21 protein-coding genes are annotated in these 21,346 nt (G+C 67.8%); 8 read left to right on the top strand and 13 right to left on the bottom strand.

Annotation, left to right across the window (positions count from 1 at the left end):
• Positions 1-105 precede the first annotated feature (105 nt).
• The 3 genes from ASF26_RS06835 to ASF26_RS06825 form a co-directional block, all read right to left on the bottom strand.
• The gene (locus tag ASF26_RS06835; RefSeq protein WP_056251262.1) at positions 106-1,257 is read right to left on the bottom strand and encodes a beta-ketoacyl-ACP synthase; all 1,152 of its coding nucleotides are present in this window, start codon (positions 1,255-1,257) and stop codon (positions 106-108) included.
• Positions 1,254-1,751 carry a 3-hydroxyacyl-ACP dehydratase FabZ family protein gene (locus ASF26_RS06830; protein WP_056251258.1) on the bottom strand — a complete coding sequence of 166 codons (498 nt, stop codon included), beginning with the start codon at positions 1,749-1,751 and terminating at the stop codon, positions 1,254-1,256. Before ASF26_RS06830 ends, ASF26_RS06835 begins: the two co-directional genes overlap by 4 nt.
• 73 nt (positions 1,752-1,824) lie before the next feature.
• Positions 1,825-2,127: an acyl carrier protein gene (locus ASF26_RS06825; protein ID WP_018044158.1), complete on the bottom strand. Its 303-nt coding sequence runs from the start codon at positions 2,125-2,127 to the stop codon at positions 1,825-1,827.
• A gap of 358 nt (positions 2,128-2,485) precedes the next feature.
• Here ASF26_RS06825 and ASF26_RS06820 point away from each other — a divergent pair, with 358 nt between their 5' ends.
• A complete protein-coding gene (locus ASF26_RS06820; RefSeq protein WP_056251256.1) occupies positions 2,486-3,610 on the top strand; it encodes an AI-2E family transporter in 1,125 nt (374 codons plus the stop codon).
• Positions 3,611-3,760: 150 nt separating this feature from the next.
• On the opposite strand, the gene acnA is transcribed toward ASF26_RS06820, so the two are convergent.
• The gene (acnA, locus tag ASF26_RS06815; protein ID WP_056251252.1) at positions 3,761-6,460 is read right to left on the bottom strand and encodes an aconitate hydratase AcnA; all 2,700 of its coding nucleotides are present in this window, start codon (positions 6,458-6,460) and stop codon (positions 3,761-3,763) included.
• Between the two features lie 548 nt (positions 6,461-7,008).
• Between acnA and ccmA the strand changes: the two genes are divergently transcribed.
• Together ccmA and ccmB are read left to right on the top strand one after the other, a co-directional pair.
• Positions 7,009-7,665, top strand: a complete 657-nt coding sequence (gene ccmA, locus ASF26_RS06810; protein ID WP_056251251.1) for a heme ABC exporter ATP-binding protein CcmA — start codon at positions 7,009-7,011, stop codon at positions 7,663-7,665.
• 8 nt (positions 7,666-7,673) lie between these two features.
• Positions 7,674-8,330: a heme exporter protein CcmB gene (ccmB, locus tag ASF26_RS06805; RefSeq protein WP_056251403.1), complete on the top strand. Its 657-nt coding sequence runs from the start codon at positions 7,674-7,676 to the stop codon at positions 8,328-8,330.
• Here ccmB and ASF26_RS06800 read toward each other — a convergent pair whose 3' ends face one another.
• A complete protein-coding gene (locus tag ASF26_RS06800) occupies positions 8,331-8,942 on the bottom strand; it encodes a heme-binding protein (protein ID WP_056251247.1) in 612 nt (203 codons plus the stop codon).
• Positions 8,943-9,167: 225 nt separating this feature from the next.
• Here ASF26_RS06800 and ASF26_RS06795 point away from each other — a divergent pair, with 225 nt between their 5' ends.
• From ASF26_RS06795 to ASF26_RS06785, 3 genes are read left to right on the top strand one after another with little or no spacing between them, the layout of a single operon-like run.
• Positions 9,168-9,944, top strand: coding sequence for a heme ABC transporter permease (locus tag ASF26_RS06795; RefSeq protein WP_018044167.1), 777 nt, complete (start codon positions 9,168-9,170; stop codon positions 9,942-9,944).
• Positions 9,945-9,947: 3 nt separating this feature from the next.
• Complete coding sequence (gene ccmD / locus ASF26_RS06790; protein ID WP_056251243.1) at positions 9,948-10,103, top strand: heme exporter protein CcmD; 156 nt, start codon at positions 9,948-9,950, stop codon at positions 10,101-10,103.
• On the top strand, positions 10,100-10,702 hold the full coding sequence (locus ASF26_RS06785) for a DsbE family thiol:disulfide interchange protein (RefSeq protein ID WP_056251240.1): 603 nt from the start codon (positions 10,100-10,102) through the stop codon (positions 10,700-10,702). Before ccmD ends, ASF26_RS06785 begins: the two co-directional genes overlap by 4 nt.
• A gap of 18 nt (positions 10,703-10,720) precedes the next feature.
• Here the strand turns inward: ASF26_RS06785 and ASF26_RS06780 are convergent, their stop codons facing one another.
• Together ASF26_RS06780 and ftsY are read right to left on the bottom strand one after the other, a co-directional pair.
• Positions 10,721-11,338 carry a septation protein A gene (locus ASF26_RS06780; protein ID WP_056251398.1) on the bottom strand — a complete coding sequence of 206 codons (618 nt, stop codon included), beginning with the start codon at positions 11,336-11,338 and terminating at the stop codon, positions 10,721-10,723.
• Positions 11,339-11,479: 141 nt separating this feature from the next.
• Positions 11,480-12,871 carry a signal recognition particle-docking protein FtsY gene (ftsY, locus tag ASF26_RS06775; protein WP_056251237.1) on the bottom strand — a complete coding sequence of 464 codons (1,392 nt, stop codon included), beginning with the start codon at positions 12,869-12,871 and terminating at the stop codon, positions 11,480-11,482.
• 41 nt (positions 12,872-12,912) lie between these two features.
• On the opposite strand from ftsY, the gene ASF26_RS06770 reads away from it, so the two are divergent.
• The gene (locus ASF26_RS06770; protein ID WP_056251233.1) at positions 12,913-13,638 is read left to right on the top strand and encodes an RluA family pseudouridine synthase; all 726 of its coding nucleotides are present in this window, start codon (positions 12,913-12,915) and stop codon (positions 13,636-13,638) included.
• A 180-nt stretch (positions 13,639-13,818) separates the two neighbouring features.
• Here ASF26_RS06770 and mtaB read toward each other — a convergent pair whose 3' ends face one another.
• Complete coding sequence (gene mtaB, locus ASF26_RS06765) at positions 13,819-15,066, bottom strand: tRNA (N(6)-L-threonylcarbamoyladenosine(37)-C(2))-methylthiotransferase MtaB (protein WP_056251229.1); 1,248 nt, start codon at positions 15,064-15,066, stop codon at positions 13,819-13,821.
• Positions 15,067-15,954 (bottom strand): diaminopimelate epimerase, encoded by an 888-nt coding sequence (dapF, locus tag ASF26_RS06760; protein ID WP_056251226.1) that lies wholly within the window; start codon positions 15,952-15,954, stop codon positions 15,067-15,069. It lies immediately after the preceding gene.
• A gap of 261 nt (positions 15,955-16,215) precedes the next feature.
• On the opposite strand from dapF, the gene ASF26_RS06755 reads away from it, so the two are divergent.
• Positions 16,216-16,902: a GyrI-like domain-containing protein gene (locus ASF26_RS06755; RefSeq protein ID WP_082477545.1), complete on the top strand. Its 687-nt coding sequence runs from the start codon at positions 16,216-16,218 to the stop codon at positions 16,900-16,902.
• 12 nt (positions 16,903-16,914) lie between these two features.
• Here ASF26_RS06755 and ASF26_RS06750 read toward each other — a convergent pair whose 3' ends face one another.
• From ASF26_RS06750 to ASF26_RS06735, 4 genes are all read right to left on the bottom strand, one after another.
• The gene (locus tag ASF26_RS06750) at positions 16,915-18,570 is read right to left on the bottom strand and encodes a cyclic peptide export ABC transporter (protein ID WP_056251220.1); all 1,656 of its coding nucleotides are present in this window, start codon (positions 18,568-18,570) and stop codon (positions 16,915-16,917) included.
• Between the two features lie 349 nt (positions 18,571-18,919).
• A complete protein-coding gene (locus tag ASF26_RS06745) occupies positions 18,920-19,432 on the bottom strand; it encodes a methylated-DNA--[protein]-cysteine S-methyltransferase (protein ID WP_056251218.1) in 513 nt (170 codons plus the stop codon).
• 97 nt (positions 19,433-19,529) lie between these two features.
• Entirely contained in the window at positions 19,530-20,072 is a 543-nt protein-coding gene (locus tag ASF26_RS06740; RefSeq protein ID WP_056251216.1) for a glyoxalase superfamily protein, read from the bottom strand.
• A 332-nt stretch (positions 20,073-20,404) separates the two neighbouring features.
• Complete coding sequence (locus tag ASF26_RS06735) at positions 20,405-21,175, bottom strand: hypothetical protein (RefSeq protein ID WP_056251213.1); 771 nt, start codon at positions 21,173-21,175, stop codon at positions 20,405-20,407.
• Between the last annotated feature and the right edge of the window lie 171 nt (positions 21,176-21,346).

Raw genomic sequence — 21,346 nt, 5'->3', positions numbered from 1 at the left:
CCGAACGGCCTTGAAGATGCTCCGCCCCGAACATTCGGGCCGATCGATCACGGTTGCATCGGTCTTAGCGGAATTTCTGATTGCTGACAGCCGTATCCCTGCCGGTCACGACAGCGCGCTTAACCGGATCACGCCTTCACCACGGCGATGGCCGACGGTGGTGATCGTGATCTCGCGCGCCCTTCCTTCCGAGATGAGTGCTGCGGCGAGCGCTGCCCCCAGCGGCGCCGTAACTTCGAGCGAATGGCCGGTCAGGTCCCCGAGGGCTGTGACGGGGGTTCCGGGTACGAGTACGTCGAGGGCAGCACGCTCCTCGGCGGTGATCTCCTTGACGCCGGTGGCGCCCGAGATCACCAGATCCGGCTTGGAAGCGGCCTCGCCCCACAAGGTGGAGAGGCTACGCCCTACGCTGCCGGCCTCGCGCCGGGGGCGATCGCTTTTTACTGGGAGCAGGCGGGCGAAGATCGTCGCCTCGCGCGCCGCTGCGGTCTCGGCGGCTTCCAGCATGAGGAAGGCGGCGGTACTTCCCAAAATGAAGCCGGCCTCGCCTTCACCCTCGCGCTCGAAAACCGGCCGGTAATCGCCCTTCCGCAGGTATCCGCCCATCTCGTGGACGACGAGAACGTCGGGACGTTCCGCGCTGTAGGAACCGCCCACCAGCATCGTGTCGATCTGGCCCGAAGCGATGCGGCTCTGGGCATTGCGCAATGCGTCGACGCCCGAAGCCTCCTCGCCCATGAACGTGCGTGAGGCGCCCGTGACGCCATGGACGATGGCGATGTTGCCGGCGAGCAGGTTCGAGAGTTGTGCCAGGAAGAGGGTCGGGCGCAGATCGTTCTGAAGGTGCTCGTTGAGATAGGCGCCCGGGTCGGCCGCGTCGCGCAGGCCGGTCAGGATCGCACCGTCCACCGCCGTATCACGCTCGCCACCGCCGCAGGCGACGACGAGATGCATCGCTGCCTTGAAGGCGGCGTCCTGTTTCACTCCAGCCGAGTCGAGGGCAAGCCCGGCCGCGTAGACGCCCAGGCGCTGCCACGCCTCCATCTGCCGCTGGTCGGATTTCTTGGGGATCTGTCCATCGAGCAAGAGTGGCGGGGCCGGATGGACGGGATATGGCGCGAAGCGCTCCGTATCCACGGCCTTCGGGCTACCCGCCGCAAAGGCTTCGAGGTGGGCGGCGATCCCTTCGCCGGCACAGGAGACGAGGCCGATACCGGTGACGACGACGTCGCGCTGACTCATGCTGGTCTTGCTCATGCCGGAACCGCCCCGCCGGGGGGCGCCCCCGATGCTATGGCGCGATCCATCAGGCCGATCCGCTGGGCGCGCTCGCGCATGGGAGCATCGAGCCCTTCGGGAAACGGCATCGTCCGGAAGCGCAACTCTGCATCGGCCAGAGGTTTGCCCTCGTGGCTGATGGAAGCCTTGGTCACCGCGTAGCCTGAGCCGTCATGCTCCAGACTCGCCTGCACGACGAGCGTCGCCCCAGGGCCGACGAAGGAGCGGAACCTCGCCTTGTCGACCGCCATTAGGAACGGCATCTGCACGAAGTCGAGATGGGCGAGGAGCAGGTATCCCGAGGCCTGGGCCATGGTCTCCGTGAGGAGTACCCCGGGCACCAGGGGATGACCGGGAAAGTGACCCTCGAAGACCGGGCTCTCCATCGGCACGTGAGCTAGCGCCTCGATCCGGCCGGCGGCCTTGTCGAGACTCGTCACCGTGTCGATCATCTCGAAATATTCGAGGCGCATGGCGTCAAAGGCTCCGCTGGGGACTAGAGGCTCCGCTGGACTCTCAATAGGTCAGCCCGGCCGGGCTCGCCCTTCAAGCCTTGGCGGCCTTCTCGGCCACCAGGGCGTCGATGCGGGCGCAGAGGTTCTTGAGCACGAAATACTCCTCGGCCGGCACCTTGCCCTCGTTGACTTCCTGGGTCCAACGCTCCAGCGGCAGCTTGATGCCGAAGGCTTTGTCCACCGCGAAGGCGATGTCGAGGAAAGCGAGTGAATCGATGCCAAGATCCTCAATGGCGTGACTCTCGGGCGAGATGGTGTCGCGCGGGATGTCGGCGGTGTCGGCGATGATGTCCGCGACGCGGTCGAACGTAGCGGTGGTCGGCTGGTCAGACATGCGTTCTCGCCGTTTTCTTCTCTATGGCGCGCCGTGGCGGATCCGGTGTCGGATCCCATGGCGGGCGCGGCCGGTCCGAGGCTGGCGCGTGAGCCCGGCGCCCCCCGGGTCGCGCAGCATGCCCCCGAAGCGGCGTCGCGCCGCTTCCGATCGAAGGCGGTCCCTTACACGAGGGGGTGGTGGCGGGCAACCTTGGCCGCGCTCGCGCCTTCGTGCGGTGACACATCAAGCCCGACCATTCCGTCCTCCCGTCCGCTGACCTACATGCGAGCGCACGCCCAGCGGGTTGTGCGCCCATTGCTTCCTCAGCGAGGTGCGGCGCCGGATATGCTCCGCAGGGCCGTCAGAGGTAGCGAGAATGGAAGTGCCCTTTTTCCCCGTCGATGCAGCGGGCCCGCCGGCGGACCATCGCAGCCGCGCCCAAGGAGGCGCGCGTATCGCCCTGGTCCTGGCGCTGTCCGCCCTCGGCCTGTGGGTGCTCCACCCGTTCCTTCCGGCCTTGGCCTGGGCCGTGATCCTCGCCATCGCGCTCTGGCCGCTCTACGCGAAGGCCGAGCGGCGGTGGCCGCCCGGGGGGCACAACATCCTGCTGCCGAGCCTGTTCACCCTGGCTGTGGCGCTGGTCTTCCTGGCGCCCCTGGTGATCCTCGGCGTCCAGGCGGCGCGGGAAGCTCATGATGCGATGGCCTGGGTGAAGTCGGTGGAGCAGAGCGGGATTCCAGCCCCCGAATTCCTGTCCCATCTGCCCTACGGCGCGGCCAGGGCCGGTGCCTGGTGGAACGAGAATCTCAGCCACCCGTCCGCCGGCTCCGAGATCCTGCACAAGCTCGACAACTCGACCACGATCGGCCTGACCAAGAGCCTCGGGGCTCAAGTGGTTCGCCGGGTTGTGCTATTCGGCTTCACCCTGCTGACGTTGTTTTTCCTGTTTCGCGACGGGCGGACTGTCATCAAGCAGTCGCTGACGGCGAGTGGCCGCCTGTTCGGCCCGCGTGGCGAGCGGGTGGCGCGCCAGATGGTGGCCTCCGTCCACGGCACCGTCGATGGGCTCGTCCTGGTCGGCCTCGGCGAAGGCGTAATCCTTGGAATCGTTTACTATTTTGCGGGCGTGCCGCATCCGGTCCTGCTCGGCGCGCTGACGGCGGTGGCGGCGATGATCCCCTTCGGGGCGCCGCTGGTCTTCGGCATCGCCGCGCTGATTCTTCTCGCTGGCGGGGCGGTGATCCCGGCGGTGGTGGTGGCGGCGGCGGGCTTCGTCGTGACCTTCGTCGCCGACCATTTCGTCAGGCCGGTCCTGATCGGCGGCACCACCCGCCTGCCCTTCCTCTGGGTGTTGCTCGGCATCCTCGGCGGGGTCGAGACATTCGGCCTGCTCGGGCTTTTCCTCGGCCCGGCGGTGATGGCGGCTCTGGTGCTGCTGTGGCGGGAATTCACCAATGGGGACGTGGCGCAGGCCGCATCCCAGGACCCGCGCGGACCGTAATTCGAGCCGCCCGCAACCGCCATCGGACGGCCGAAACGACCGCCATCTGACGGTGCTTCCGAGAATTACGAAGCCGGCTCAGATTCCGGTAGAATTTCTAGGACGAAAGGCCCTCCCCTGACCGGGAAGGGCCTTCCTCGCATCGTGGCCTTACGCCGCCAGCGAGCGCAGGACGTAGGGAAGAATCCCGCCGTTGCGGAAATATTCCAGCTCGTCGAGCGTATCGATCCGGCAGGTGAGCGGCACCTCTGTCTTGGTGCCGTCGGCGGAGGTGATCTCGGCGATCATGGTCTGACGCGGCTTGATGTCGCCCGAGAGGCCGAGAAGGCTGACGGTCTCGTCACCCTTCAGGCCGAGCGATGCCCAGGACGTGTCCCCCTGGAACACCAGCGGCACGATACCCATGCCCACGAGGTTCGAGCGGTGGATGCGCTCGAAGCTCTCCGCCACGACGGCGCGGACGCCGAGGAGCTTGGTGCCCTTGGCCGCCCAATCGCGCGACGAGCCGGTGCCGTATTCCTTGCCGGCGAAGACCACGAGCGGCGTGCCCGATTCGGCGTATTTCTGGGCGGCGTCGTAGATGTACATCCGCTCGCCGGAGGGCTGGAACAGGGTCCAGCCGCCCTCGACCACATTGCCGTTCTCGTCCCGGACCATCTGGTTCTTGATGCGGATGTTGGCGAAGGTGCCGCGCATCATGACCTGATGGTTGCCGCGGCGGGTGCCGTACTGGTTGAAGTCCTGCACCCGGACCTGATGCTCCTGCAGGTAGGTGCCGGCCGGCGAGGCCGCCCGGATGTTGCCCGCCGGAGAGATGTGGTCGGTGGTGATGGAATCCTGGAACAGGCCGAGGATGCGGGCCTCGACGATGTCGGTGATCGGCGCCGGCGTCTTGGTCATGCCCTCGAAATAGGGCGGGTTCTGCACGTAGGTGGAGGTCGAATCCCACTTGAAGGTCTCGGCCTCGGTGACCTCCACGGCCTTCCAGTAATGGTCGCCGCTGAACACGTCGGCGTAGCGCGACTTGAACAGCGTCGAGGTGATGTTGGCCTCGATGAATTCGGCGACCTCCGCCGTGGAGGGCCAGATGTCGGCGAGATAGACCGGCTGGCCATCGGAGCCAATGCCCAGCGGCTCGGTGGTGATGTCGATCTGCATCGAGCCGGCGAGCGCGTAGGCCACCACCAGCGGCGGCGAGGCCAGGTAGTTGGCGCGCACGTCGGGGTTCACACGGCCTTCGAAGTTGCGGTTGCCGGAGAGCACGGCCGCCGCGACCACGTCGTTGTCGTTGATCGCCTTCGAGATCGGCGCCGGCAGCGGGCCGGAATTGCCGATGCAGGTGGTGCAGCCGAAGCCGACGAGGTTGAAGCCGAGGGCGTCGAGGGGAGCCTGCAGGCCCGCGCTCTCGAGATACTCGGCGACCACCTGGGAGCCCGGCGCCAGGGAGGTCTTCACCCAGGGCTTGGAACGCAGGCCCTTGGCGACGGCGTTGCGGGCCAGCAGCCCCGCGCCGATCATCACGCTCGGGTTCGAGGTGTTGGTGCAGCTCGTGATCGCGGCGATCACCACGTCGCCATGGCCGATATCGTAATTCGCGCCGTCGACGGGGTAGCGCTTGGCGATGTCGGCGGCCTTCTTGAACTCCGTTTCCATGGACTGGGCGAAGCCCGGCTTTGCGCCGTCCAGCAGCACCCGGTCCTGCGGCCGCTTGGGGCCGGCCAGGGACGGACGCACGTCACCCATGTCGAGGGAGAGGGAATCGGTGAAGACGGGGTCGGGGGTCTGCGCGTCGCGCCACATGCCCTGGGCCTTGGCATAGGCCTCCACGAGGGCGATCCGGTCGTCGGCGCGGCCGGTCACCTTGAGGAAGTCGATGGTCTTCTGGTCGATGGGGAAGAAGCCGCAGGTGGCGCCGTATTCGGGGGCCATGTTGGAGATCGTGGCGCGGTCGGCCACCGCCATGTCGTCGAGGCCGGGGCCGTAGAATTCCACGAACTTGCCGACCACGCCCTTCTTGCGCAGCATCTGCGTCACGGTGAGCACGAGGTCGGTGGCGGTGGTGCCCTCGGGCAGCTTGCCCGACAGTTTGAAGCCGACGACTTCCGGGATCAGCATGGAGAGCGGCTGGCCGAGCATGGCGGCCTCGGCCTCGATGCCACCCACGCCCCAGCCGAGCACGGCCAGACCGTTGACCATGGTGGTGTGCGAATCGGTGCCGACGAGGCTGTCGGGATAGGCGAGCTCGGTACCGTCTTCGGTCTTGGTCCACACCGTCTGCGACAGGAACTCGAGGTTCACTTGGTGGCAGATGCCGGTGCCGGGGGGGACGACGGAGAAGTTGTCGAAGGCCGACTGGCCCCATTTCAGGAAGGTGTAGCGCTCGCCGTTGCGCTCGTATTCCAGCGCCACGTTGTCGGCCAGGGCCTTCGGGGTGCCGAACTCGTCGACGATGACCGAGTGGTCGATCACGAGATCGACCGGGACCAGCGGGTTGATCTTCTGGGGGTCGCCGCCGAGAGCGACCATGGCGTCGCGCATCGCGGCGAGATCCACCACGGCGGGCACGCCGGTGAAGTCCTGCATCAGCACGCGCGAGGGACGGAACGCGATCTCGGTCTCGACCTTGCCGAGGTTGCCGAGCCACGCGACGGTGGCGGAGATGTCGTCCTTCTTCACCGAGCGGTCGTCCTCGAACCGCAACAGGTTCTCGAGGATGACCTTCATCGAGAAGGGCAGAGCCGTCGCATCGGCGAGGCCGGCCTGCTCGGCATGGGGGATCGAGTAGTAGGTGTAGGATTTATCGCCGACGGTGAGGGTCTGGCGGGAGTGAAAGCTGTCGAGTGATGCCACGGCTTGTTTCTTCCTCACGAGCGGTTGTCGAACACGCGCAGGCATGACCTGCGCCACGAAGTCGTGTTCGGCTGGAGCGCTTCTAAAAAAAGCGCGCGCCGCTCCGGGGGTGCCCGGACAGGATGTTGCGCGACGAGCGATTTGGACGCTCGGGACTCGCGCGGCGCAGCCTGGGCCCCGTATAGAACACTTCGAAACTGGCCGCTACGCCCTGCTGTGACACGAGTGCAGGAGTGTCGGGCCTCGCGTGGACGGTGGGGCACATGCGGGTTATGCAGTCCTCGTTCTTCGACCCTCTCCCGCTGAGGCTACTGAGTTTACCCCTCTGCTCTTTGAAGGCAGAGCGCGTCCCTCTCCCCCTTGTGGGGAGAGGTTAGGAGTGGGGGTGGCTCCGCCAGCCTCCGTAAGCTGAGGGTCGCCCGACCACCCCCACCTCCAACTCCTCCCCACAAGGGGGAGGAGGGCCGCGCTCTTCCCGAAATGCGTGGATGCCGTAGCCCGCAGAAGGGAGGGGGCATTCGGTATCGACCTCGACAACAGGGATCCCCGTGCGGCTGACCGCTACGAACCTCGCCGCCCGCCGCTCCGGCCGCCGCATCTTCTCGGGTCTGTCCTTCGCGCTCGGACCCGGCGAGGCCTTGATGGTGACGGGGCGCAACGGCGCGGGAAAATCCACCCTGCTCAGCCTGCTCGCCGGCCGGTTGAAGCCGGATGCCGGCACCATCGCCGTCGCCGAAGTCGGTGAGGCGACGCTGGCCGAATGTCTTCACGTGGTCGGCCATCGCGACGGGCTGAAGAGCCCGCTGACGGCGGAGGAGAACCTGACCTTCGCCCGCGACCTCCTCGGCGCCCCCACCGCGAGCCCGGCCGAAGCGCTGAACGAACTCGGTCTCGGCCATGCCCTGCGCCTGCCGGTGGCCTACCTCTCCGCCGGCCAGCGCCGCCGCGTCGCCCTCGCCCGGCTTCTCGTCTGCCGGCGTCCGCTCTGGCTGCTCGACGAGCCGACGGCGGCCCTCGACACCGCGTCACAGGCCGTGCTCGCCGGATTGATGGCGCGGCACCGGGCCGAGGGCGGCCTCATCGTGGCGGCCACCCACCAATCCCTCGGTCTGGAGGATGCCCGTGAATTGCGCATCGACGAGGCGTTGAAACCGGCACCCACCTCGGCCGGCGCGAATGCGGCCGATTCGGAGGTGTGGTGGTGATCGGCGTGATGCGCGCCCTCATCGCCCGCGACCTGCAGCTCGCCGCCCGTGTCGGCGGCTCTGGCGCCTTGTCGCTGGTGTTCTTCCTGATGATCGTCGCCCTGGTGCCCTTCGCGCTCGGACCCGACCTCAACCTGCTCTCGCGGATCGGTCCGGCCATCCTCTGGCTCGCGGCGGTGCTCGCCACCCTGATCGGCCTCGACCGCCTGTTCCAGGCCGACGAGGAGGACGGCTCCCTCGACCTGATGACCGGAGCTCCGGCTCCGATGGAGATGGTGGTGCTCGCCAAGGTGATCGCCCATTGGCTCACTACCGGCCTGCCATTAACTCTCGCTTCGCCGCTCTTCGGGCTGCTTGTCGCCCTCGACGGCACCGCCATGGGCGCCACCGCCCTCACCCTGCTGGTGGGCACGCCGGCCCTGACCTTCATCGGCGCGGTCGGTGCGGCGCTCACCGCGTCGATCCGTCGGGGCGGCCTGATCCTCGCCGTCCTGGTGTTGCCGCTGATGATCCCGACGCTGATCTTCGGCGTCTCCGCGACCGAGGCGGCGTCCGGCGGCACGGTGCCCTTCACGACGCCCTTGCTGATCCTGTCGGCCCTCAGCCTGATCGCGGCGGTGATCGGGACCTTCGCGGCGGCGGCGGCCCTGCGCTGGTCGGAATGATCAGCGCCCTTCGGCGACCGGGATGACGATCTCGTTCCGCCGCAGGAAAGGGATCGCGAAGGGCGGATCGTAGCTCAGCACGCTCGAAGGCCCCGTCGTCTCGCGGGCAATCTTCGCCAGGACCTGCCGGAGAACCGCCTCACGTTTTTCGCGCGCCCTGGCGTCGAGAGTGCCGGAAAAGCGGAGCGCCGCGTAGGTCGCGGCGGGGAGCCGGGCGATTCGGACCTCCGGGTCGGTTGGAACCGGCGGACCGTCCTTCGCGATGGCGGCGGGCAGGAAGAAGCGCATGACGCGCAGATCGCCGCCCTGCTCCACCGGCACGGTCATGGCAATCAGGGTGCCCTGTTCCACCGGCACCGTCATCGCGATGCGGTCGGCTCCGCCATTGGCGCCGGTGATGTACCGGAACAGCCGGCGAAACGCCTCGGCATCGCCCGGTCCCGCCATGTCGGTCTCGACCGCGACACGCGGTTCGTAGCGGCGGATCTCGACGTTGCGGGGCAATTGCTCGACCACCTCGTAGCGCGGCTGCTCGTAGGTGGCACGGATGCCGACCACGGACAGAAGCGATTCCAAGAAGGTCAGGGCGTAGTAGAGGGCTTTGTCGAGCATGGCGCCGGCTCAACGCCCCATCGACGGCCGCGTTTCCCATCCCAACGCCAAACGGCGCCGTTCCGTCGGCGGCAGGCCGGTCCAGCCACGGAACGCGCGGGTGAAATGGGCGGCGTCTGGATAGACGAGATCGAGGGCGTGCGCGAAGAAATGATCGACGCGGCTGGGACTGCGCGTAACGCCCGCATTGATGCTGCACCGCACCTTGGGCTAGGTCCACGAACCATGTGGACACGTCTTGCCCATCCCGGTCACTTCCTGCGCTGGACCGGCCCCGTGATGCCCTGGCTCGCGGGGCTCTCGGCCGTGCTGCTCGCAATCGGCCTGTACCTCACCTGGTTCGTGGTCCCGCCCGATTACCAGCAGGGCGAGACCGTGCGGATCATGTACATCCACGTGCCGGCGGCCTGGCTCGGCGTGTTCTTCTACGGGTCGATGGCACTCTCGGCGATCGGCACCCTGGTCTGGCGCCACCCCCTCGCGGATGTGGCGCAGCGCGCCGCCGCGCCGATCGGGGCCGCCTTCACCCTGATCTGCCTCGTCACCGGCTCGCTCTGGGGCAAGCCGATGTGGGGCACCTACTGGGTCTGGGACGCGCGGCTGACCTCGATGCTGATCCTGTTCCTGATCTATTGCGGCATCATCGCCCTCTGGCGCACCATCGAGGACCCGAACCGGGCGGCGCGCGCCATCGCGATCCTGACGCTGGTGGGCGCCGTGAACCTGCCGATCATCAAGTTTTCGGTGAACTGGTGGTCGACGCTGCATCAGCCGGCCTCGATCATGCGGATGGGCGGCTCCAGCATCGATCCCTCGATGCTCTACCCGCTGCTCGAGATGATCCTCGCCTTCACCCTGCTCGGGATCACGCTGCATCTCTACGCCATGCGCACGGAGATCCTGCGCCGCCGGGTCAGGGCGCTCACCATCCGCGAGGCCGAGCGACTGGATGCCGATCCGCGTCCGGCCCGGCCCCTCGGCCAGGCGATCCGGGGAGTCTGAGCGATGGCTTCCCTCGGGCCGCATGCCGGCTTCATCCTCGGCGCCTACGCCTTCACCGCCCTCGTCATCGGCGCCCTGATCTGGCGCTCGCTGAGCGATCAGCGGGCGCAGAAAAATGCGCTCGCCGCCCTTCAAGGCGATGCGGGGGAGCGCCCGTGAGCGCCGCATCCTCGTCGGCGCCGGCGCGCCGGTCGCTCCTCGTCATCGCGCCGCTGGTAATCTTCGCGGCGCTGGCCCTGGTCTTCTTCATCCGCCTTCGGTCCGGCGCCGACCCGGCCGCGATTCCCTCGGCGCTGATCGGGCGGCCGGTGCCGGCCTTCGCGTTGCCGGCGTTGCCCAACCTCGTCGGCGGGGAAGGCCAAGCTGTTCCGGGCCTGTCGAGCGCCGACCTCAAGGGCCGTGTGACGGTGGTCAATTTCTGGGCGTCATGGTGCGCCCCGTGCCAGATCGAGCATCCGCAACTGATGCGACTGGCGCGTGAGCCGGGCGTGAACCTCGTCGGCATCGACTACAAGGACGCCCCCGAGAACGGCCGGCGCTTCCTGTCGCGCAGCGGCGTCCCGTTCCGCGCGGTGGGCATGGATTCCACCGGCCGCACCGGCATCGATTTCGGCGTCTACGGCGTGCCGGAAACCTTCATCATCGGCCCCGACGGCCTGATCCGCGACAAGCTCGTCGGGATCGTCACGGCGGAGAACTATGCCGCCGTGCTCGAAAAGATCCGGGCGGCAGAGAAGACGTCCGCCGCGAAACCCTGATCCGTCGACGGGCTTTTCCTAAACGTCGGGTTTCGCCTCGGCTTTGCGATCGTAGCGCATCAGGAGCGGGGTCTGCGACAGGGCAAACAGGATGGTCAGGGGCATGATGCCGACCACCTTGAAATTGGCCCAGAAGGCGTAGGTCTGCGTCCGCCAGACCACCTCGTTGATGGCGGCGAGCGCCAGGAAGAACAATCCCCAGCGGAAGGTGAGCTTGCGCCAGCCCTCATCGGTCAGGTCGAAGACCGAGTCGAGCACCACCGACAGCAGGGACTTCCCGAACAGCAGGCCGCCGAGGAGGATGGTGCCGAACAGGGCGTTCACGATCGTCGGCTTGATCACGAAGAACGTCTTGTCGTGCAGCGCCAGCGCCATGCCGCCGAAGACCAGCACCACGATGCCGGAGACCAGCGGCATGATCGGCAGCCGTCGCAGCAGCGCGAAATGGATGGCCAAGGCCACCACCGTCGCCACCACGAACACCCCGATGGCCAGGAAGGTGCTGCTGTCCTCGCTCAAGCCGAACCGCGTGCCGAACGAGTTCAGCAGGAAGAACAGCACCAGCGGCCCCATTTCCAGGGCGAGCTTCGGCACCGGATCGAGATGGCGGCGCGGCGGCACGGATTCGATGGGCAGGGTCATATCGTGAGCGGCTCGTGGTTCGGCACGCCCGGACGCAGAGCGGCGCCGGGCGGGACGCCGGATGTAGGACAGTCGCCCCGGCTTTCCTAGCGCGAGCCCTTTTCGCGCAGGTCGCCGGAGCGCCCGTCCATGAATCTAGTCCTTGTCCAACCCCGCGATGGCCCGCGCAAAGTCGCGTGCGGCGAAGGGTTCGAGATCCTCGACGCCTTCTCCGACGCCGATGAAATGCACCGGCAGGCCGAACTTCGCGGCGAGCGCCACGAGGATGCCGCCCCGCGCTGTGCCATCGAGCTTGGTCATGACGAGGCCGGTGACGTTGGCCGCCTTCGAGAACAGCTCGACCTGGCTCAGGGCGTTTTGGCCCACGGTGGCATCGAGGACGAGGAGCACCGCATGGGGCGCCTCGGCGTCGATCTTGCGGATGACCCGCAGGATCTTCTCCAGCTCCGCCATCAGCCCGGTCTTGTTCTGGAGCCGGCCCGCGGTGTCGATCAGGAGCACGTCGGTGCCCTCGGTCCTGGCCCGCTGGAAGGCCTCGAAGGCGAGGCCGGCGGCATCCGCCCCTTGCGCCCCCGCCACCACCGGAACCCCGGTGCGCGTACCCCAGACCTTGAGCTGCTCGATGGCTGCGGCGCGGAACGTGTCGCCCGCCGCGAGCATCAGGCTGTGCCCCTCCCCCTTGAGCTTCAGAGCGAGCTTGCCGATGGTGGTGGTCTTGCCCGCCCCGTTCACCCCGATCATCAGGATCACGAACGGCTTCTTCGTCGTGTCGATGCTGAGGGGAATGGCGACGGGGGTCAGCGCCCGCTCCACCTCGGCGGCGAGGATGGCCCGGACGTCATCGGGGGAGATGCCCTTCTCGTAGCGGCCCTTGCCCACGGCCTCCGAGATCCGCATGGCGGTGTCGATGCCGAAATCGGCCTGGATCAGGGCGTCTTCCAGCTCCTCCAGCGTGTCCGCGTCGAGCTTGCGCTTGGTGAAGAGGCCGGTCACCCGCTCGGACAGGGCCGAGGAGGTGCGCTTCATGCCCCCCGTGAGACGGCTCCACCAGCCGCGCTTTTCGGCGACCGGTTCCGGGTCGGAGACCGGCTCGGGCGTGGGGGCCGGGACCGGGGCGGGCTCCGGCGCGAAGGCGACCGTCGTGGTGTCGGCCTGCTCCGCGCCGCGTGCCGGATCGTCGCCCGCCGTACCGGCCGGCGGGCGTTCCTCCGCGCCCGCGATGGGCTGCAGGTCCGCCCCCTCGATCTCGTCGGGGATCGCGTTCTTGTCGGGATCGGTCGCTGCGGGCTCGCTGGGGGGCAGCGGGATCGCCGAGATATCGTCCGCGCCCGTGGCGAAATCGGGCTGGCCTTCCGATGCCGAGGCGGGGGACGCGATGGGAGGCGATGCCGGCTCGATGGCTGTTTCGGGTTTCGGCTCGGGCTTGCGGTCGGGCGGCTGCACCGGCACCGGCTCGGGCGGCCACGCTTCCTCCTTCTTCCCGAACATCCGCCGCAGCAACCAGCCCGGCCTCTTGTCTTCGCTCATTCCCACTTGCTCCCTCGACCCCGCATGAGTAGCGCAGGGCGATGCCGTCAGCCGATGCCCCAGTGGAACACCGCATAACAGACATAGGCGCGCGTCTCCTCTACCGCGATGCCCTTGTCCTCGTCATCGACAAGCCGGCAGGGCTGCCCGTCCATCCCGGCCCGAAGGGCGGCGAGACCCTGACCGACCATCTCGATGCCCTGCGCTTCGGCCTGCCGCGCCGGCCCGAGGCGGCCCATCGGCTCGACCGCGACACCTCGGGCTGCCTGGCGCTCGGTCGCCACGCCAAGGCCCTGGCCCGTCTCAACAAGCTGTTCGCCGCGAGCGGCACGGTGGGGAAGACCTACTGGGCCATCGTCGAGGGCGATCCCGCCGAAGACGAGGGCCGCATCGACTTCCCCCTCGCCCGCCGCTCGGACGACCCGCGCTCGTGGTGGATGAAGACGGACCCGGCCGGTGACCCGTCGCTGACCACATGGCGCGTTCTCGGCCGCTCGCCGGACCGGAGCCTCGCCTGGCTCGCCCTCAGCCCGGTCACCGGCCGCACGCACCAGCTGCGCGTCCATTGCGCCGCCATGGGCTGGCCCATCCTGGGCGACACGATCTACGGCACCGCCCCCCGCTCGGGCGGGCCGGGGCTCCAGCTCCACGCCCGCGCGCTGACCCTGCCGCTCTACCCCAAGAAGCCGCCCATCACCGTCGAGGCCCCTGCGCCGGGGCATATGCGGGAGCGGATGGAGATGTGCGGGTACGAGGCCGACGAGTAAGGCGCGAGTCCCTCCTTCCCCTTGTGGGGAGGAGTTGGAGGTGGGGGTGGTTGGGTGACCCTCAGCTTGCGGAGGCAAGCGGAACCACCCCCACTCCTAACCTCTCCCCACAAGGGGGAGAGGGACGCGCTCTGCCGACAAGTGCGGATGTGTGAAGCCGGTAGAGCCGTTGCGCTCGGATCACTCCGCCCCGATCAGCACCCGGCCGTCATGGTCTGCGATCGTCACGTCGCGAAGCTCGCCCGGAGGCGTGTCGGCTGCCAGCCGGACCGGCGTGAACCCTTCCGTACGCCCCATTCCGCCACGCTCGGTGAGTACCTGGTGCCTCCGGCCGACCTCCCCCGCGAGATGCGCCGTCAACGCCGCCGCTCCCGCCTCGCGGAGACGGGCCGCGCGCTCGCGGATCACGTCTCCGGCGACGGGAGGCATGCGCGCGGCCGGCGTGCCGGGGCGCGGTGAATAGGGAAACACGTGGAGATGCGTGAGGCCGCATTCGGCCACGAGATCGAGGGAGCGGGTGAATTGCGCCTCGGTCTCGGTGGGAAAGCCGGCGATGAGGTCGGCGCCGAAGACGGCGTCCGGGCGAAGACGGCGCACTGCCTCGCAGAACCGGATCGCATCGTCGCGGCCGTGCCGGCGCTTCATGCGCTTGAGAATGAGGTCGTCGCCGGCCTGCAGCGAGAGGTGGAAATGCGGCATCAGCCGGTTCTCGCCGGCAATTGCCTCCCACAGAGCCGCGTCGGCCTCGATGGAATCGATGGAGGACAGGCGCAGGCGCGCGAGGTCCGGCACGTGGCGCAGGATCGCCTGGACCAATCGGCCGAGGCTCGATGACTCCGAACAATCCCGGCCGTAGGCGGTGAGGTCGACGCCGGTGAGCACGACCTCGCGCCCGCCATGGTCGACGATGCGGCGGACCTGATCGATCGCATCCTCCAGCGTGACGGAGCGGGAATTCCCCCGGCCGAAGGGGATGATGCAGAAGGTGCAGCGATGGTCGCAGCCGTTCTGCACCGGCACGAAGGCACGGGTATGGCCGGCCACCGAGGCGATTCGCGTCGGCGCGGCGTCGCGCGCGGCCATGATGTCGTCGATGGCGAGGCGCGGCCTCGGATGGGTGGCGGGCAGCCAGGTCTCGGCCCTGGTCTTGGCATCGTTGCCGACGATCCGCGCCACTTCCGGCATCGCCGAATAGGATTCCGTTTCTACCTGAGCGCCGCAGCCGGTGACGACGATCTCGACCCCCGGCCGCTCACGGGCGAGCTTGCGGATCGCCTTCCGGGCCTGGCGTCCGGCCTCCGTCGTGACGGCGCAGGTATTGACGAGGACGAGGTCCGCGCCCGTCCCGGCCGCCTCGGCATAGCGGCGCATCACCTCGGATTCCACCGTGTTGAGGCGGCAGCCGAAGGTCAGGGTCTCCACCGCCACTCAGTCCACCCGCGCGAAGAGCTCGGGGGATAGGAACCCCTCCCATTCGAGGGCCACGGGGCCGGTCATCAGCACGTGTTCGTCGGCGCGCCATTCGATGACGAGGTCGCCGCCGGGGAGGCTCACCGTGGCGTGGCGGCCGATCATGCGCAGGCGCGAGGCCGCCACCAGCGTGGCGCAGGCAGCGGTGCCACAGGCCAGCGTCAACCCGGCGCCGCGCTCCCAGACCCGGAGCTTGATCGTCTCCGGTCCCGTCACCTGCGCCAGGGAGATGTTGGCGCGCTCGGGAAAGATCGGGTGGTTCTCCAGCATCGGGCCGAAGCGGCCGAGGTCGTAGCCGTCGGGATCGCTTTCGATGAAGAACACCGCATGGGGGTTGCCCATGTTCACCGCCCCCGGCGAATGCAGGACGGGCGCGTCGATGGGGCCGATCTGCAGTTCGATCCGCCGCGTGTCGGGGAACGGCTCGGCCAGCGGGATCTCGTCCCACTTCAGGCGGGGGCGGCCCATGTCGACGGTGAAGGAGGCCTGCGCCTCGCGCTTCACGCCGACGAGCCCGGCCTTGGTCTCCAGGGTGAGGCGGCCGCTCTCGGCGGGGCGCGCCATGGCGGGGTCGTCGAGCATGGCGAAGGCGACGCAACGGGTGCCGTTGCCGCAAGCGCCGGATTCCGACCCGTCGGTATTGTAGATCCGCAGATAAGCATCCGTGCCGGGCTTGCGCGGATCGTGGATGACCATGAGCTGGTCGAAGCCGGAGCGCGGGTGGCCGGCGATGGCGCGGGCCTCCTCGGCGCGCACGACCAGCTCCGTGCCGCGCAGGTCCAGCACCACGATGGCGTTGCCCGCCCCGTGCATCTTCAGGAACCGACGGTTCTCGAGCCTCGTCATGAGCGTCTTTGGTTTCGTTGTCCGAACGGGGCATCCCGTGTGCGAGGCCCCCGCATATAGGACAAAGCGCCGGGCCGCGCACGCGGGGTCCGCTCGGGGGAGCGTTGCACAAGGGACGCGCCCGTCACGTTCCTGCGCGCGATGCGGGTTGGCGCCTCGCAGGCGGGCGGCTTCCTCCCTATTTTAGGGCTTCGCGATTCAGCCGTACGATTCGTCGCGGCGTGCGATCTCCGGAGCGTTGCCTTGACCCGTCATCGTCTATTGCCGCTCGTCAGCCTCGCCGCCGCTTTGGCCGTCTCCTCCGCGCTCGCGCAGCAGCCGCCCTCGCCCGCGACCTCCTCTCCGCTGCCGACCACGACGGCGCCCGATCCGGTCAATCCCGACGCGCCGTCGCGTCCGGTGCCGACCCAGGCGCTCCCCGCCGCGCCGGCGCTCACGCCGGGCCCCTCGCGCCCGACCCTGGTGGAGACCCCCGGCGACGCCAACGACGTGGACGAGGTCTCCCTGCCGCCCAAACCCGCCGCGATCCTGGCGGGGCGTGCGAGCTGGGAGGAGGCGGTGCCGGCCCTGAAGGCGGCTTTCGCGAAGATCGAGGAGGCGCTGGCCAAGGACGGGATCACCCCCGCCGGCCGGCCGCTCGCGGTCTTCGCCAAGACCGACGATGACGGATTCCAGTTCGAGGCGATGATCCCCATCGCCTCCATGCCGGACCCGAAGCCCGCCGAGACCGGCGGCCTGCGCTTCGGCACGACCCCCAGCGGCAAGGCCCTGCGCTTCCCGCACAAGGGCTCCTACGACGAGATCGACGGCACCTACGAGACCCTCACCGCCTATCTCGACGCCAAGGACGTGGTGGTCCAGGACCGGTTCATCGAGGAATACGTCACCGACCTGAACGACAAGGCGGACGAGAAGCTCGACGTGAACATCTACGCCCTGCCGAAATAGGCGAATCGCCGCTCAGGCCGGCGGTGAGGCTTCCACGATCGCGCCGTCCTTAAGGTGGATCACCCGGTCGGCCGCATCGAAGTAGCGGTCGTCGTGGCTGATGACGATCAGGGTCCGGCCCTCGCGCTTCAGGTCCGGCAGGAGCCGTGTGTAGAACAGGCGGCGGAAGGTGGGGTCCTGCTCCGCCGCCCACTCGTCGAGGACGAGGACCGGCCGTCCTTCGAGATAGGCTTGGACCAGGGCCAGGCGCTTGCGCTGCCCGGCCGAGAGATCGACGGTGGAGAAGGCCCCGTCCCGAATCGTCACCTTGTGGGCGAGGTCCAGGGTCTTGAGATAGGCATCCGCCGCCGCCGGATCCGCCCCGGCGGGCAGGACGAGATCGTCGAATAGGTAATAGTCGAAGAACACCGCCGAGAAGTGCTGGCGGTATGCGTCCCGCGTCTCGTCCGTCACCGGCGCTCCGTCGAGGAACAGGGTGCCGGTCTGTGGCGGATACAGGCCGAGGATCAGCTTGATGAGGGTGGTCTTGCCCGAGCCGTTCTCGCCGACGATGAACAGGATCTCCCCCCGCCGTACGGTGAGGTCGATGGGGCCGAGGGTGAAGCCCGGCCTGCCCTCGGCGGCCGGGAAAGCGTGACTGACGCCGCGAAGCGCGATCTCACTGATCGCATGGGGCGTCCGTGCTTCCACCGATGCGAGCAGGTTCGGCTCCGAGACGGTGCGTCCGGCCGAGAATTCGGCGATGCGCTGGTAGGCGATCCGCGCCCGGCCGATCTCGGGCAGGATGGCGAGGATGTAGGTGACCGGCAGCTCGATATAGAGCAGCACCAGGACAAAGCCGGAGAGGACGGCGTTGTCGATCCCGAATGTCGCCTTGCAGGTCACGATGGCCGCGATCGTGGCGAACAGGGCCAGCTTCTTCGTCAGGTAGGAGAATTCGACGAGCGTGTTGGTCCTGAACCCGTTGCGGCGGAGCTCCTCGATGGAGGAGGCCAGGGCCCCGTCCCTCAGCCGCATCCGGCGCTCCCGGTTGAGCCGCAATTCCCTGCTGCCGTCGGTCAGGCTCTGGAAATGCTTCTGCATCGTGTCCGCCAGGGCGCGGCGCGTGCGGTAGCCGACCATGGCCCGGCGGCGCAGGATGTTCTCCACATAGCTGCCGAGGCCGAAGATCAGCAGGGTGATGGCGAAGAGCGGGGCTGACAGGGTGAGCATGTAGACGAGGCAGCCGGCGGTGACGCCGCTCTGGATGATCAGTCCCGACAGCATCGAGACCGTCGTCGACAACGTGGCGGCATCGGTGTTGAGCGAAGCGAGGACCTTGTGGCGGCCGATCTGCTCGATGCGGTCGATGGGCGCCGTGAGGATCATGTCGGCGAGATCGCGGCTGAGGCCGGCGCTGATGCGCCCGCTCGCCAGGGCGCTGCCGAGCCCGGAGAGAAGGGACCCGCCCACGCCGAGGAGGACGAGGCCGAGGAAGACGGGAATGAAATTCTCGGAAAGACCGCCCTCCGCATGGATGGCCGTGTTGACCTTGGCCAGAACCGTCGCCGTCGCGAGGCCGCTCAGCGCCCCGATCGCCGAGGAGGCGGCCACGAGCGGCCAGATCGGGCGCAGCAGGCGCATCGCGTCCTTGCCGAGCCCGCCTAGACGATTGTCCGGTCCCGCCATTCATCCCTCCGGCTCGGCCCTGTCGTTGGACTGCTGCGCAGGCGGATACGTCAGGAACGGGATGCGCCAAAATTCGAAACACGCAGGGCGTGTCTGCGGCAAGGCCGGCTTGTCGTCGCGGTGAGGATGTGGAGAATGATCATAGCGCCGCTTCGCGCCGGACTCAGAGTCGATCACCCGCCAGACACGATCATCCGAGCCGACCTCCTCATCCTGAGGTGCCGGAGCGTAGCGGAGGCCTCGAAGGAGCCCTCCAGTTCGCTCGGTTAGTTCTGGAGGCCTCCTTCGAGGCCGCTCCGCGGCACCTCAGGATGAGGTCAAGCTTTGGACAAACACCCCGAACAGGCGCTCAGAGCAGGCTGAGCTGCGCCGAGACACGAGAGGTCGCCCCGCGCTCCAGCGCGAGCAGCCATTGTTTCGTGTCGAGGTCGCCGGCGAACCCCGTGAGGCTGCCCGCCGCGCCGATGATGCGATGGCAGGGAACCACGATGGGGAGCGGGTTGGCGCCGTTGGCGGCACCCACGGCCCGGCTGGCGCTCGGACGGCCGATCCGCTTGGCCAACTCGCCGTAGCTGATCGTCCCGCCCGGTGGGATACGGGTGAGTTCTTCCCAGACCGCGAGCTGGAACGGCGTTCCGCGCGGATCGAGGTCGAGGTCGAACCGGGTGAGTCGGCCTTGGAAATAGGCGCTCAATTGCCGTCGGCCCTCGGCGAAGGCCGCGTCGTCCCGGTGCCAGTCCGCCTGGGGTGTCACCGCGCCCTTGCCGGTGGGAAACCCGATGTACCGCAGGCGCTCGTCCGTGCCCGCGAGAAGCAGCGCGCCGATGGGCGTGTCGAGGAAAGTGTAGCGGGTGTCGGGCATGGCCTCTCCTCCTTGCCAGACCCTCACGTCCGGTCCCCATGCGGGTGGTCCGTGATGGTTGGAGCAGACGTCGGGGATCACGTCTGCTCCAGCCAGTTCAAATACTCGGCTTGTCCTGGCAGAAGTGGATCCGGTTGTTGAACGGATCGGTGACGGTCATCACGAGGCCATAGGGCTCGTCCTTCAGGCCCGGCTTGTTGTGCTTGTAATCCTTGGCCGTCAGTTCCCGTTGAAATGCCTCGACTCCCTGCATCCGCACGAAGGCCGACGAGCCAGGGGTCGCATCCCCATGATGGCCGGAGAGATGCAAGGTCAGCCCGGACCTCGAGACCTGAGCGTAGAGCGGGAAGTTCTCCCCGTAGCGATGCTCCCAGTCCAAGTGGAAGCCGAGGAAGTCGAGGTAGAATTCCTTGGCGATCCCCTCATCGAAAATCCGCATGATCGGGCAGGTCTGGCCGAAGCGCATACCGTCTCCGACAGGCGCGCGGTCTTCGGCAGCGAGGACATTCCAGCTCGCGGCGCCGTGTTGGGCCGCCACGATTTCGAGTGCAGTCCCATGGGTGATGGCGATCTGGCGCTCCTGCAGAGCGGCGCGCAGGGCCTTGGCCATGACTTTGGGCTCGAGATGATGAGAACGCATAGCCTTCCTCGACTTGGGCAAATCGTCGTCAGGGCTCGCGTTGCTGACGCATTCGCCCTCGGGAAGGAGTGCAATGCGGAGAGCGTAAAGCGACGCTTTCACCATCCCCTCACGGGGGCGAGCAGCGGGCAGCGTCGGCCCGAGCGGCACGATAAGCCGGCCGATCAGCGGTGGCAATCACGCCCGATCGGGATGGACAGCCGTGTCCACGACGGATCGAAGCGCCATGTCTCGCTTCCTGGCGGGCGGCGCCGTGCCCTTTTTGGATGGCGATCCCTAGACAGCAGACTTTCGAAAAGACCCGCGCCTTTAAAAAGGTTAAAATTTCTGCGTCAGGCATAGCCTTGCGACAAAGGATCAAGATTGGGTGGATCGGCCGCCATTCCGATCGGAAGCGCGACGTCCCATTTCGGGAAGATATTGCCCATCGGCCGGAGCTTCGAGAAAAGGTCCGGTGAGAAATAGTGGTTCGTGGCGGTGCCCTTGAACCATCGCATTCCGCCCACGACGGATCGGTCGAGGTAGCCGAACTGGTCCTCGTCGATGTCGAACGCGTACAGCCACGTCGGCGGTCTGAAGCGATAGACGCCGACCGGCTTCGGAAGCGGCTCCAGCGCGTTCGCGACGGGATGCGCTTCGATGCCGTCGACGAAGGCATCCTGCGCGAAGAAGATCTGGTAGCGACGCTCGATCGTGCCGTCAGTGCAGCGCACGTCGATCGGGAAGACGTGATGCCGGCCCGGCTCGACGGACTCGATGGCGTCCAGGACGCGCTCGGAGACGCGGGCCGAGTATCGGCCTGGGGAATACTCGACGCGGACGGGTCCCGGCTTGGTCCATTTGGCCTTGATGGGCTGCTTCCATTCCGGAAGGATCGCCCCGTCCTCGTCGAAGACCGTGCCGGACGTGAAGATGCTTTTTCCCGGCATCTTGTTCCAATCGATCCAGAGGCGATCGAGGCGGGCCGGATCGTCCGTGAACGCGATCGGCTCGTCGCTCGCGCCGCTGACCAGGTGATACTGCATCACGCGCCAGTATACCGGCCCGTCGTAGTCGGGCGGCACGACGCCGGCAGTGCGCATTTTCTTGAACTTGGCGGTCATGGTGGCGAAACCTCTCCGGCATCCCACACTCGGACTGTCATACGTCTACTAACGAGCAATCACCTGAACAGACCGTGCGGCCGGGTTGGGTCGCGAGCAGCCCCCTCTTGATGCGACCAAGCGTTCGGTCGCGCGCCCGCTCCCGCCATTTTCGGGCGGAAGCGAGTGTTG

The organism is Methylobacterium sp. Leaf93 (genome assembly GCF_001422345.1).
Taxonomy (GTDB): Bacteria; Pseudomonadota; Alphaproteobacteria; order Rhizobiales; family Beijerinckiaceae; genus Methylobacterium; species Methylobacterium bullatum.
The sequence above is the reverse complement of the archived record's forward strand: the minus strand, read 5'-3'. Positions and strand labels throughout refer to the sequence as shown.

Excerpts from the sequence above, each read along its gene's own strand:
- ASF26_RS06835 (WP_056251262.1), bottom strand. The coding sequence starts at position 1,257 with ATGAGCAAGACCAGCATGAGTCAGCGCGACGTCGTCGTCACCGGTATC.
- ASF26_RS06830 (WP_056251258.1), bottom strand. The coding sequence starts at position 1,751 with ATGCGCCTCGAATATTTCGAGATGATCGACACGGTGACGAGTCTCGAC.
- ASF26_RS06825 (WP_018044158.1), bottom strand. The coding sequence starts at position 2,127 with ATGTCTGACCAGCCGACCACCGCTACGTTCGACCGCGTCGCGGACATC.
- ASF26_RS06820 (WP_056251256.1), top strand. The coding sequence starts at position 2,486 with ATGGAAGTGCCCTTTTTCCCCGTCGATGCAGCGGGCCCGCCGGCGGAC.
- ccmB (WP_056251403.1), top strand. The coding sequence starts at position 7,674 with ATGCGCGCCCTCATCGCCCGCGACCTGCAGCTCGCCGCCCGTGTCGGC.
- ASF26_RS06800 (WP_056251247.1), bottom strand. The coding sequence starts at position 8,942 with ATGCTCGACAAAGCCCTCTACTACGCCCTGACCTTCTTGGAATCGCTT.
- ASF26_RS06795 (WP_018044167.1), top strand. The coding sequence starts at position 9,168 with ATGTGGACACGTCTTGCCCATCCCGGTCACTTCCTGCGCTGGACCGGC.
- ccmD (WP_056251243.1), top strand. The coding sequence starts at position 9,948 with ATGGCTTCCCTCGGGCCGCATGCCGGCTTCATCCTCGGCGCCTACGCC.
- ftsY (WP_056251237.1), bottom strand. The coding sequence starts at position 12,871 with ATGAGCGAAGACAAGAGGCCGGGCTGGTTGCTGCGGCGGATGTTCGGG.
- ASF26_RS06770 (WP_056251233.1), top strand. The coding sequence starts at position 12,913 with ATGCCGTCAGCCGATGCCCCAGTGGAACACCGCATAACAGACATAGGC.
- dapF (WP_056251226.1), bottom strand. The coding sequence starts at position 15,954 with ATGACGAGGCTCGAGAACCGTCGGTTCCTGAAGATGCACGGGGCGGGC.
- ASF26_RS06750 (WP_056251220.1), bottom strand. The coding sequence starts at position 18,570 with ATGGCGGGACCGGACAATCGTCTAGGCGGGCTCGGCAAGGACGCGATG.
- ASF26_RS06745 (WP_056251218.1), bottom strand. The coding sequence starts at position 19,432 with ATGCCCGACACCCGCTACACTTTCCTCGACACGCCCATCGGCGCGCTG.
- ASF26_RS06740 (WP_056251216.1), bottom strand. The coding sequence starts at position 20,072 with ATGCGTTCTCATCATCTCGAGCCCAAAGTCATGGCCAAGGCCCTGCGC.
- ASF26_RS06735 (WP_056251213.1), bottom strand. The coding sequence starts at position 21,175 with ATGACCGCCAAGTTCAAGAAAATGCGCACTGCCGGCGTCGTGCCGCCC.